We start from the raw sequence: 11,346 nt of genomic DNA on the forward strand, positions 1-11,346 counted from the left end.
GGTCTGCTAGGTGCTATGGCCCCTGACTGGACCACATCGTGACCTCACCTAAATCTTTCGTTCGATCCGGCGCACTCCGAACCCTGTCGTTGCGTGCGCCACTCGACCTGCTCTTCCTGCTCTGCTGCTTCATCCTGGCTGCCGATGTCCTTGGTCCCGAGATCTTCGGGCACGGCAAGACCAAGGACTACGGCCTGTGGTACTGGGCCGGGCAGCAGGTCTTGAAGGGTGGGCCGCTCTATCCCGGCGATATCCACCAGTACTTCGAGTTCATCTACCCACCGCTGCCGGCGATCCTGCTGGCAGTCCCGAGCTGGTTCGGCAAGATCGCGCTCTACAGCGTGCTGTCGATCCTGAATATTGCGGCGTGGTGGTACACCGGGATGCTCTCCAATGCCATGAGCGGTTCGGGCCGGACGCCTGGCCCTTGGCTGGAGGCGCTGCCCGCTCTCGTCACCGTGACCTTCGTGTTCGACATGTTCGATCTTGGCCAGCCGAACCTCGTCTTGCTGGCGATGATGCTCTACGGCTTCTGGAGTTTGCAGCATCAGCGCTCCTGGCTCGCAGGCTTCATGTTCGCGCTCGCCGCCGCCATCAAGGTGTTTCCCATTGCGGTGCTGCCCTATCTGGTCTGGCGGCGAAAGTGGGGAGCCGCCGTCGCTACGGTCGCGTTCGCCGGCATACTTCTCTATATCGTGCCGGCCCCCATTCGCGGCTTCGAGCGCAACGCCGCCGAGGTCAAGACCTGGTATCAGGGCATGGTCGGGTCGAGTTCGGAAAAAGGATTTGGCCAGCGCGACGAGCAGAACTGGTCGTGGGTGAACCAGTCACTCATTGCTGTCACGCACCGGCTGGTCCGGCCAATCAACTACAATCAGGAGGATCCGAGCAAGCCGCCGCGCACGATGAATGTCATCGACGTCGATTACAGGACGGCGAACTGGATCGTGCTGGCGCTGTCGGCGTTGCTCGGACTCGGCTTCGTCGCGGTCATGCCACGGCAAGCGCGGCGCACGGCGCGTTCGGACGCCGAGGAACTCGGCATCCTGTTCTGCCTGATGACGGTGGCATCGCCTCTGGCGCGGCAATACTACTTCATGTGGCTGTTCTTCCCGATGACGGTGCTGATGCATCGTGCCGCCTTCGACGAGCGGGCGAACGTGCGCCTTGGAACCTGGCTCGCCCTTGGCGCCGCCGGCATCCTCATGCTGCTGGCGCTGCCGTGGTTTCCAAATGTCTTGCAGGCCTGGGGCAACAACCTCGTCGCCACGGCGGTGCTCGCAGCTAGTCTCGCATGGCACATCCGGCATCCGCCGGTTGCGGCTGGCCCCAACGCCGCGGCAGCGCTAAAAGCCGATAGTTCTTGAGAAGACATCTTGAGCCCCGACGTCTTGGGATTCGAACGCAGGGAATACGACCAATGGCAAATGCGCAGCTTCAATCCGTGCTCGACCACATCGATAAGGAGTTCGACAACAGCCTGGAGCGCCTGTTCTCGCTGTTGCGGATCAAGTCGATCTCCGCCGATCCGGCCTTCGCGGCCGATTGCAAGGCGGCGGCCGAGCATCTTGCCAGGGACATCGCGAGCCTCGGCGTTGCCACTGAAGTGAGGCCAACCGCCGGCCATCCCGCGGTCGTCGGCAAGAGCTTCGCGGGCGGCCGTCCGCATGTGCTGTTCTACGGCCACTATGATGTGCAGCCGGTCGATCCGCTCGAGCTCTGGCACCGCCCGCCATTCGAGCCTGTTGTGACCGACCATGCCGATGGCCGCAAGATCATCGTGGCGCGCGGCGCCGAGGACGACAAGGGCCAGGTCATGACCTTCGTCGAGGCCTGCCGCGCCTGGAAGAAGGTGACGGGGTCGCTGCCGATCGACGTCACGTTTTTGATTGAAGGCGAGGAAGAAGTCGGCTCGAAGAACTTCGTGCCCTTCATCGAAGCCAACAAGGACGAGTTTAAGGCTGACTACGTGCTGGTCTGCGACACCGGCATGTGGGACCGCAACACGCCGGCGATCACGACCTCGCTGCGCGGCCTGCTCTATGAGGAGCTCAAGATCACCGCCGCCAATCGCGACCTGCATTCCGGCGTGTTCGGCGGTAGCGCGATGAACCCGATCCGGGTGCTGACCAAAATTCTCGGCGCGCTGTTCGACGACGACAATCGCATCACCATTCCGGGCTTCTATGATGGGGTGAAGGACACGCCGCCGGATATTCTCGCGCAGTGGAAGAAGCTCGATTTCACGCCGGACACATTCCTCAAGCCCGTTGGGCTATCGATACCGGCCGGCGAGAAGGGCAGGCTCCTGGTCGAGCAAGCTTCCACGCGTCCGACCTGCGACGTCAACGGCATCTGGGGCGGTTATATCGGTGAGGGCTCGAAGACGGTGATCCCGTCGCACGCCTCGGCCAAGGTCTCGTTCCGACTGGTCGAAGGGCAGGATCCGCAAAAGATCCGCAAGGCTTTCCGTGAGTACGTGACGGCGCGCATTCCGGGAGACTGCAAGGTCGAGTTCGGCGACCACTCTGCCGGGCCTGCGATTGCGCTCGACTGGAACATGAAGCCGCTCGCCGCGGCCAAGACCGCGCTGACCGAGGAATGGGGCAAGGAGACCGTGTTGATGGGCTCGGGCGCCTCGATCCCGATCGTCGCGGACTTCAAGCGTACGCTTGGGCTGGATTCGCTGCTCGTCGGTTTCGGCCTCGACGACGACAATATCCACTCGCCGAACGAGAAGTACGACCTCCGCAGTTTCCAGAAAGGCATCCGTTCCTGGGCCCGCATCCTCGCGGCGCTGGCGGAGGTGAAGTAGGGCGCTCTTTCCTCGTCATTGCGAGCGTAGCGAAGCAATCCAGAAATCTCTCTCCGGCGCCAGCCTGGATTGCTTCGTCGCTTCGCTCCTCGCAATGACGGGGCCAAATAAAAACGCCGCCCGGAATTGGGCGGCGTTTCATTCCAAAAGGCGTAGAGGTTCGTTGACCGTTACCCTACACCAAATCCCGAAAATTTCAAGAGCGGTAGCCCGGAAGCTCGCGGTCCAGCTTGCGTAGCAGCGGTGGCCACACGAGGTTGGTGGCGCGCAGCTCGGCGCGGTCGCGGTTGGCGAGCAGCTCGGTGTTCTTGTCGATCGCGACATCGTCGACCGGGTAGACCGGCGTGCCCAGCGCGCGCGTACGCACCTGCATCGAGCAGGCTCGCTCGAGGTGATACATGCGCTCGAAGGCCGAGGCGACCGAGCGCCCGACCGTCAGCGTGCCGTGGTTGCGCAAGAGCATGTGGTTGTGGTCGCCTAGGTCCTTCTGCAGCCGCGGCCGCTCGTCGTGGTCGAGGGCGATACCTTCATAGTCGTGATAGGCGAGGTCGTGGGTGACGAGCTGGGCGGTCTGGTTCAGCGGCAGCAGGCCTTCGGCGCTGCTCGAGACAGCGGTGCCGTCGAGGGTGTGAAGATGCAGCACGCAGATGGCGTCCTCGCGAACCTCGTGGATCGCCGAGTGGATGGTGAAGCCGGCGGGGTTGACGCTGTATTCGCTCTCGGAGAGCTGGTTGCCGTGCAGATCGACCTTGACGAGGCTCGACGCCGTGATCTCGTCGAACATCAGCCCGTAGGGGTTGATGAGGAAATGATGGTCGGGGCCGGGCACGCGCGCTGAGATGTGGGTGTCGACCAAGTCGTCCCAGCCGTAGAGCGAGACGAGGCGATAGCAGGCGGCGAGATTGACCCGTTGCTGCCACTCGGCCTCCGTCATGTTCGACGGCACTTCCTTCAGGCGCGCTTCCGCTGGCGACATGGCTGATCTCTCCGAACATCGTTGTTGCAGGGAGGGAGCGTAGTCCTGCCGCGACCTGCCAGCAAGGCACACAAAGCGCGGCAGTCCAGCGTAGCCCGCATGGGCGAAGCGACATGCGGGGCTGCCTGATAGGCCCCGGATGTCGCTGCGCTCATCCGGGCTACGGTCCTACAAGAGAGAAGAATTTTTACGGCGCCGGGATCGAGAGCAGGCTGGAAATGCTGCTGCCGCGGATATCGTAGACGCGGGCGAACACCACGTCGTCGCGCTTGATCTCGACCAGCACGGGGGCGGTGAGGCCCTTGCAGTAGAACTCACCGAGCGTCATGGCGAAATCGGCGGCATTGGAATCCCAGCCAATGGTGAAGTCGGGGCCGAGCGCGACCTGGGCGGGACGCTGCGGACCGCACACGGCGACCTTCCATTTCCGGTTGCGCGGCGGCACTTCCTGGCGTTCGACCAGCTGCTCGCGCAATTCGTCGGAGGCCTGCTTCAGCGCGAGGCCCCAATAATCCAGCATGAAGCGGTCGTCGGCGCCGCGCACGGTGCCGGCGATGTGGTTGAAGTGGGTGTATTGATAGGGATGCAGGCGGATCATCTCGGCGAGCGAGAGCGCAAGGCCAAAGCAGAAGGTGGCGAGCACGACCGGCTGCCAGGTGCGATGATTGGCGCGCAGGCGCTCCATGGCCCAGCCAAAGGCGACGCCGCCGAGCACCGCCATCGGCGGGATCACGAAGACGAAATGGCGGATGCCATTGTACAGCGCCGGTCGCTTCACCATCGCGATCGCGAGCGGCAGCGTCGCGGCGAGCGTGAGCATCAGCAGGATGGTCTTGCGGCGGGCTGGGACCTCGCGGCGGGGCAGCATAACCAAGGTGCCGATCACGGCGCCGAACGTCAGCACTAGCATCACCTCGGGCAACTGAAGTGCGAACAGCGTCGGCAGATAGGACCAGGGCATGTCAGGCACGGATACGATCGCGCCGTCGAACATCTCCTTCCAGGGTTTCTCGAAGAAGTGCGAGAAGTAGGTCAGCGCCTCGAAGGGATTGCCGGGCTCCATGATCGACCACGGCCAGATCAGCCCCATCACGAGATAGCCGAGCACGAGGCCGGGCAGCAGCACGTAGACGACATGAGCGAAGCGTCGGACCGACTCGCGCAGGCCCTCGCTGCGCAGTTCCTCCAGGAACAGCGGCATGAAGCCGATTACGGCATAGACCAGCGCAAGGCCGCCGAGGATGCGGGTGCCGAGCGAGAGGCCGGCACCAAGGCCGACGATCAAGATCGTGCGCGGCGAAGGCCGCGGATATTCCTCGGCGAGGCGCACAAGGCCCAGCATCAGGATGATCATGGCCACGGCGAAGGGCGCATCCTTCGGGTTCATGAACATGTGGCCGTAGAAGATGGGGCAGAGCGCGAGCAGCAAGAGTGAGGCAAGTCCCGCAAGCGGGCCGCCGATACGGCGGCCGAGCCGCCACGTCACGGCAAGTCCGATCACGCCGACGACGGCGCCGACCAGACGGCGCGTCTCGAACAGCTCGAGCGGAATCACCTTGTGCAGGAGGGCCGCGACCATGTCGAAGCCGCCGCCATACATATAGAGGTTGGCGAAGGAGAGTGCCGCGGTGTCCTTGAAACCGGAACCGAACATGCGCAGCAGCAGGTCGGCATATTCGGCGTGGGTGTAGTCGTCCCAGCCGAGCCCATAGTCGCGGAAGGTCAAGCCTGCAATGACGGCGACCGCAGCCAGCACCAGCATGGCGAGATCGTCGCAAGTCCGTTCAACCGAGCGCCGCAGAGGCGTGTCGATCGCCGAAGTCGTGATGGATGTCATGGCTATTGGTGACCCGGAATCCCCTCTTGGCCCTGCTGGTGCGCGCGGGCCTGCTCCCCGGAATCCCTATAGCGCAGTTCCATTACCAAGTAATTGGGCATTATGGCTAAATTCCTGATGCAACGCAGCAAATCCGACCAACTTGAGAGCAGCCTAGAAGTAGCGAGCCGTAGCTGAAGGGAATGTGAATAAGTCCCTGATTTCCTTTCCTTTAGGAACGCAGCCTATAATTCGACGTTGGCGTGGAACACCGGATGACGGTATCGTGGCGTGACGAGTGTCGCGTATGGCTGCGCGGCCGGGGGTGAGTTCGATGGCGTTGGCATTGTTGATCGCGGGGATTTTCGCCGTTTTGGCGGGCCTCCTTGCGATCCTGTTCGGCTTCACCGTCAGGGAATTCAGTCTCGGCAGTACCCTCATAATCTCCGGTACCATCGGCGTCTGCTCCGGACTGTTACTGGCCGGCCTCTACGTGGTGGTCGCGGAGTTGAAGGGCATCGCTCGCCGGCTGGCTGGATCAATTGCACCATCCGACGTTCGGGTCAGGCCCGTGCTGCCGGGTCTCGGGATGGCCGGGACGCCTGCCCCCGCGCCTGAGCCGGCGGGCGCCGAGAAGATGGAGCCGGCGCCGCCATTGCCGGCCGCAGGACCGCCGCCTTGGCAGAACGAAGCAGCCGCGCGCGAGCGTCCGCGCGTCGAGCCGCCGCCAGCGCCGGAAGCTCCGAGCCCGCCTGAGGTTCCGGAACCGCCGCGCCGGCGCAACCTGTTGTTCGCCTCGACCTCCCGCAAGGAGCGTGAGCGCGCGGAAGCGAAGACCGGCGAGGGCTTGCCGCCGCTGCCGCATGCCGAGCCGTCGGCGGAGCCTGCCGCCCCGGAGACGCCGCCTGCGAGCTTTGACGACGCCTGGCCGAAGCCGGACCGTATGAGGCCTCCGGAGCCGCCGGCCGCCGCGCGGCGCCCGCCATCGCGCTCGCCGTCGACCTTCGCTGAGCCTGCTCCGCCGCCCGCACCCGAGCCTGCGGCTGCGGCCGAGCAGGCGCCTGTGACCGTGCTCAAATCCGGCATCGTCGACGGCATGGCTTATTCGCTCTATTCCGATGGCTCGATCGAAGCCCAGATGCCTGAGGGGATGATGCGCTTTGCCTCGATCGACGAGCTGCGCTCCCACCTCGACCAGCGCGGCGCTTGAGAGCGGGCGCAGGCAAATCTGGTGCAGGCAAAGGCTAGCGTAGACAAGTAAAGCGGTGGTGTTCTTGTCACTTCGTCAGTAATCAGCCCGGATTCCTTAGTCGTCCCATTTCAGCCGAACGTATTGTTGACACGGAATACTTTGGCGTCGTCTCTCGCGTGAGACGCAAGGTGGAGAAAGGCGGGGCTTATGTCGGATGCTGGGGCTAAGAATTTCGTTGAGCTGACGGCGGGCATCGTGTCGGCCTATCTCAGCAACAATCCAACGCCTGCGGCTGAGATTCCGAATCTGATCAGCCAGGTGCATGGCGCGCTGGTGCGCGTTTCGTCAGGCCGCACCGAGACGGCGCCGCTCGAGCCAGCGAAGCCGGCGGTCTCGCTGAAGAAGTCGATCGCGCCCGATTATCTGGTTTGTCTGGAAGACGGCAAGCGCTTCAAGTCGCTGAAGCGCCATCTGCGCACCCAATACAACATGACGCCGGAGCAATATCGCGAGAAATGGGGCCTGCCGGCCGACTATCCCATGGTCGCACCGAACTATGCGGTGGCCCGCTCGCAGCTTGCGAAGCAGATGGGACTGGGACAGCAGCAGCGGAAGCGGAAGTAGAGTTTCTACGACGCTTCCGCGAGCGCCTCTTTCGCGTCGGTCTTGATCCGCTCGACCATCGAGCGCAGGCCGTTGGAACGCTGCGGCGTCAGATGGTCGCGAAAGCCGAACTCGTCGAATACGGCAATGGCGTCGGTCGCAAGAATCTCCTGTGGCGTGCGGCCGGAGTAAAGCGACAGCACGATCGCGACCAGCCCGCGCACGATGTGGGCGTCACTGTCGCCGCGATATGTCAGGATCGGCGCGCCGTCATCGCGACGATCAATCAGCTTCTGAAGCCAGACCTGGCTGACACAGCCATTCACCTTGTTCTCGGCCGAATGCTCGGCTTCGGACATCGGTTCCAGGGTGCGGCCGAGCTCGATGACGTACCGATAGCGGTCGTCCCACTCGTCCAGAATCTCGAAATTATCCCTGATTTCATCGATCGTCGTCATGCTGGCCCAAAGTTCCCGTTCAGGCCAATATAGGGACGCAAAGCGCCGAAATCGATAGGGTTTGGGCCCTAATTCGCTGTCGCGGGCGCCGGGCCGCGCCATTCCAGCGCGAGGTCGTCCTGGGACAGGGTGTCGCGCGGCGCCTCGCTCGCAGCAAGATCGCCTTCGCCGGCCAGCGCGATCGAGCCGGTGTGGTCGGGCGCCTTCTTGTCGGGCTTCTCGAGCTGCTCTTTCTTGTCGTTGATGATCTGGTAGATCTTCTTTGCGCCGTCCTGCGCCCGCTGGCCGATGATGGTGGCGGCCTGTCCGCCGACCTCGCAGGCCGCTGGCTGGCGCTTGCAGAACTGGGTCATGTCGGAGACGGCCGCGGTCGCAGCCTGCACCGCGTCGGCAGCGCCGATCTGCGGCAGCTTGTCCGATTCGGGCGTCTTGTCCCGCGGCAGGAGCACCAGCACCAGCCCGAGCCAGAATGTGATGCGAAGCAGAAAGCGCATCTTGCGACCTGTATGTTAGATCCCGCCGCGGCGATCTCCGCGGATGTCGGACCTAGCAACTCTCGATAAATCGCAAGTGATTGCCTTCCGCTTAATTCGCGGAAAATTGACTCAAGAATCTTTGCTATCGATGGTGTCGTAAATTTTCGATTGACGTCCGTGCCGTGAGCGCTGCCGCCACGCCCGTCCACCATTTCGAAACCATGCGCATCACGGTGAAACCCTGTGTTCACCATCCTCGCCGATGACGTCGTCAAATCGTCTAAAAAGCCCTGCGATGACGGGGTGTCCGGCGGCGCGCCGCGATGCCTTAGTGTTCGTTTAAGGTCGCTCTGACACGGTGGCTCAACGATAAGGAGGCGTTCCGGCGCGTCTTCCCGACGAATGAGCCGAAGCGCGAGACCCGTGACAGTTTTGAGTATCATCCGCGATTGTCTCGATGCGCTGCTGCATCCCTCCGCGCGTTACGACGCGCTGACGCGAGCGCGCCATCGTGCCTTCATGGCCCCGCGGCTGCTCGGCAGCCTAGCCGCCTTTGCCGCATTCCCGGTCTATCTCGCCATGCGCGGCGCGCCGAGCGCGATCGAGGTGGCAGCCTTCGCCTGGCTGATTGCGCCGATCCTGTTGTCCTGGTTCCTGTCGCGCACCGGCCGTTACGAAGGCGCGCATGTGCTGTCGTCGCTGGCGCTCTCGGGCCTGATCATGGCGGTTGCGGTGACGACCGGCGGCATCGAATCATTCGCCGCAATCTGGCTGGTTGTCGTTCCCCTCGAAGCTGCGCTGTCGGCCTCGCGCCGCGTCGCGGCCTTTGCCTCGCTGCTGGCGCTGTCCTGCGCCGGCATCCTGATCCTCGTCAGCCAGCTCGGCTGGCTGACGATTGGCGATACCAGCGCTGCGGAACGCGGCGTGCTGATAGCGTTCGGCGTCGCCTCGGCGACGCTCTATGCCGCAGGTCTGGCCTTCGGAGCGGAATCGCTCGCGCGCACCAGCGTTGCGCTCCTGTTGCGTGAGGAAGAGCGTTACCGCCTCCTGGCGCGGAACATGAGCGACGTCATCTCGCGGCATCAGCGCAACGGCGCGGTGCAGTTCATTTCACCGGCGGTGGAAGCCATGCTCGGCGTGCCCGTCGCGCAGCTGCTCGGCCACGGCCTGTTCGATCGCGTCCATGTCGCCGATCGGCCGGCGTATCTGACGGCGCTGTCCGATGCCGCGCGCGGCGACGTGCGTAGCGTTGAGTTCCGGTTGCGCCGGGAGCGTGCCGGCTCGGAGCGCGGCCAGGTTGATTTCATCTGGGTCGAGATGCGCTGCCGCCCGCTCGATCAGGATCTGGGCCGTGATGCCACGCGCGAGGCCGATGTCGTCGCCGTGATGCGCGATGTCACCGACCGCAAGCTGGGGGAGCAGGCGTTCGATCAGGCGCGCAGCGCTGCAGAGGCGGCGGACGCCGCCAAGACGCGCTTCCTCGCCACCATGAGCCATGAGCTGCGCACGCCGCTGAACGCCATCATCGGCTTCTCCGAGATGATCACGCAGGAGCAGACCTTGATGCTGGGCGCGGCCCAGCGGAGGGAATACGCCCAGCTCATCAACGATTCCGGCCAGCATCTGCTCTCGGTCGTCAACGGCATCCTGGACATGTCCAAGATGGAGTCGGGCAATTTCGAGATGGCGTCCGAACCGTTCGCGCCGCGTGCATCATTGATGCATTGCTGCAATCTGCTGGCGCTGAAGGCGCGGGAGAACGGCGTCGATCTCGTCACCGATGCGCCGCAGGACCTGCCTGTCATGACCGGCGATCCGCGCGCCTTCAAGCAGATCGTGCTCAACCTCGTCGCGAACGCCGTCAAGTTCACCGAGCGTGGCGGTCAGGTCACCGTCACGGCCGCGGTCTCGGGCTCGCAGCTTGCGCTGCGCGTCAGCGACACCGGTATAGGCATCGCGCCTGACGATCTCAAGCGCATCGGCGCGCCGTTCTTCCAGGCCGGCAAGACCTATCAGCGCCGTCACGAAGGCACCGGCCTCGGACTTTCGATCGTGAAGAGCCTGGTGGCGTTGCATCTCGGCGAATTGACGGTACAAAGCAGGCTCGGCGAGGGCACTGCCGTCACCGTCAAGCTGCCGCTCGTCTACACGCCGCAAGCCAAGACGTCTGATATGAAGACTTCTGATGGCAAGATGTCCGACAGCAAGGCGAGCGAGAGCAAGATCGCGACCCTGACGCCGGTGCTACGCCAGGAAGTTCAGGACCATCCTCACGACCAAGTTCAGGACCAACCCGCTCTGGTGAAGAAAAGTGCCTAAAAAGTCTGCCAAGGACGAAGCCGCTCCGCGCCGCCGTGGCGCCAAGGCCGCGGTCATCGATGTCGAGACCGAGCGCAATCTCGTGCTGCGCGTGCTGCTGCATAGCCCCAAGGATACCCTGGCCGGTCTCGTCGCCGTTGCCGCCATCGGCGCGATCGTTGCCAATGCGCTGTTCCTGCAGACCGGCCGGCATCCAGCGCCGATGTTCGGCACCGTGATCAATCTTCCCGCACCGTCGTCCCTGGCGCTGTCGAACCCCTTGCCGCGTCCGCGTCCCGTCGGCGCCGATACCTCGCCGCTCGAGCCGAGAGCGACGGAGTTTCGTGCCGAACCCAGACCTGCGGAAAAGCCGCCGGAGAGGCCCGTCGAGGCGACCGCATCGACGCCGCGCTCGGGCGATCCCATGACCAATCTGGTCAAGCAAACGATTTCGGCGCCGCCCTCCGTCACGCGTCCTCCGGCGCCGATCCCCGTGCAGCAGAGCCCGGCCGCGCGGCGCATCGCCGGCGTGCAGCGCGCGCTGTCCGAATATGGCTACGGGAATTTGAAGATCACGGGGGCGATGGGCGCCGAGACCCAGTCCGCGATCCAGAAATTCGAGCGCGAGCACAAGATGCAGGTCACCGGCCAGCTGTCCGACCGCCTGCTCCGCGAGCTCGGCGCCGCGATCGGACACCCCGTCGAATAGTCG

10 protein-coding genes are annotated in these 11,346 nt (G+C 64.0%); 6 read left to right on the top strand and 4 right to left on the bottom strand.

The genetic code is table 11. The features are described 5' to 3' along the window. The first annotated feature begins 38 nt into the window (after positions 1-38). A complete protein-coding gene (locus IVB42_RS33910) occupies positions 39-1,367 on the top strand; it encodes a glycosyltransferase family 87 protein (protein ID WP_026233257.1) in 1,329 nt (442 codons plus the stop codon). 53 nt (positions 1,368-1,420) lie between these two features. Next, complete coding sequence (locus IVB42_RS33915; protein WP_018456868.1) at positions 1,421-2,815, top strand: M20/M25/M40 family metallo-hydrolase; 1,395 nt, start codon at positions 1,421-1,423, stop codon at positions 2,813-2,815. Positions 2,816-3,011: 196 nt separating this feature from the next. On the opposite strand, the gene IVB42_RS33920 is transcribed toward IVB42_RS33915, so the two are convergent. Further along, the gene (locus IVB42_RS33920; protein ID WP_018456867.1) at positions 3,012-3,791 is read right to left on the bottom strand and encodes a class II aldolase/adducin family protein; all 780 of its coding nucleotides are present in this window, start codon (positions 3,789-3,791) and stop codon (positions 3,012-3,014) included. A gap of 187 nt (positions 3,792-3,978) precedes the next feature. After that, positions 3,979-5,628 carry a glycosyltransferase family 39 protein gene (locus tag IVB42_RS33925; protein ID WP_247300178.1) on the bottom strand — a complete coding sequence of 550 codons (1,650 nt, stop codon included), beginning with the start codon at positions 5,626-5,628 and terminating at the stop codon, positions 3,979-3,981. A gap of 313 nt (positions 5,629-5,941) precedes the next feature. Between IVB42_RS33925 and IVB42_RS33930 the strand changes: the two genes are divergently transcribed. Then, entirely contained in the window at positions 5,942-6,817 is an 876-nt protein-coding gene (locus tag IVB42_RS33930; protein WP_247393949.1) for a DUF308 domain-containing protein, read from the top strand. Between the two features lie 189 nt (positions 6,818-7,006). After that, the gene (locus IVB42_RS33935; protein ID WP_018456864.1) at positions 7,007-7,423 is read left to right on the top strand and encodes a MucR family transcriptional regulator; all 417 of its coding nucleotides are present in this window, start codon (positions 7,007-7,009) and stop codon (positions 7,421-7,423) included. Positions 7,424-7,428: 5 nt separating this feature from the next. Here IVB42_RS33935 and IVB42_RS33940 read toward each other — a convergent pair whose 3' ends face one another. Further along, positions 7,429-7,860, bottom strand: coding sequence for a SufE family protein (locus tag IVB42_RS33940; protein WP_018456863.1), 432 nt, complete (start codon positions 7,858-7,860; stop codon positions 7,429-7,431). Between the two features lie 68 nt (positions 7,861-7,928). Continuing rightward, positions 7,929-8,354 (bottom strand): DUF5330 domain-containing protein, encoded by a 426-nt coding sequence (locus IVB42_RS33945; RefSeq protein WP_018458485.1) that lies wholly within the window; start codon positions 8,352-8,354, stop codon positions 7,929-7,931. 384 nt (positions 8,355-8,738) lie between these two features. Between IVB42_RS33945 and IVB42_RS33950 the strand changes: the two genes are divergently transcribed. Both IVB42_RS33950 and IVB42_RS33955 read left to right on the top strand, forming a co-directional pair. After that, positions 8,739-10,655 carry a PAS domain-containing sensor histidine kinase gene (locus tag IVB42_RS33950; RefSeq protein WP_088930786.1) on the top strand — a complete coding sequence of 639 codons (1,917 nt, stop codon included), beginning with the start codon at positions 8,739-8,741 and terminating at the stop codon, positions 10,653-10,655. Beyond that, positions 10,648-11,343 carry a peptidoglycan-binding domain-containing protein gene (locus IVB42_RS33955; RefSeq protein ID WP_018458487.1) on the top strand — a complete coding sequence of 232 codons (696 nt, stop codon included), beginning with the start codon at positions 10,648-10,650 and terminating at the stop codon, positions 11,341-11,343. Before IVB42_RS33950 ends, IVB42_RS33955 begins: the two co-directional genes overlap by 8 nt. Positions 11,344-11,346: the final 3 nt, after the last annotated feature.

Origin of the sequence: Bradyrhizobium sp. 45, from assembly GCF_023073155.1 — a bacterium.
Lineage (GTDB): Bacteria > Pseudomonadota > Alphaproteobacteria > Rhizobiales > Xanthobacteraceae > Bradyrhizobium > Bradyrhizobium canariense_D.

Bases quoted from the DNA above. Each gene is read 5' to 3' on its own strand.
- IVB42_RS33915 (WP_018456868.1), top strand. From the start codon at position 1,421: ATGGCAAATGCGCAGCTTCAATCCGTGCTCGACCACATCGATAAGGAG.
- IVB42_RS33920 (WP_018456867.1), bottom strand. From the start codon at position 3,791: ATGTCGCCAGCGGAAGCGCGCCTGAAGGAAGTGCCGTCGAACATGACG.
- IVB42_RS33925 (WP_247300178.1), bottom strand. From the start codon at position 5,628: ATGACATCCATCACGACTTCGGCGATCGACACGCCTCTGCGGCGCTCG.
- IVB42_RS33930 (WP_247393949.1), top strand. From the start codon at position 5,942: ATGGCGTTGGCATTGTTGATCGCGGGGATTTTCGCCGTTTTGGCGGGC.
- IVB42_RS33935 (WP_018456864.1), top strand. From the start codon at position 7,007: ATGTCGGATGCTGGGGCTAAGAATTTCGTTGAGCTGACGGCGGGCATC.
- IVB42_RS33940 (WP_018456863.1), bottom strand. From the start codon at position 7,860: ATGACGACGATCGATGAAATCAGGGATAATTTCGAGATTCTGGACGAG.
- IVB42_RS33945 (WP_018458485.1), bottom strand. From the start codon at position 8,354: ATGCGCTTTCTGCTTCGCATCACATTCTGGCTCGGGCTGGTGCTGGTG.
- IVB42_RS33950 (WP_088930786.1), top strand. From the start codon at position 8,739: ATGAGCCGAAGCGCGAGACCCGTGACAGTTTTGAGTATCATCCGCGAT.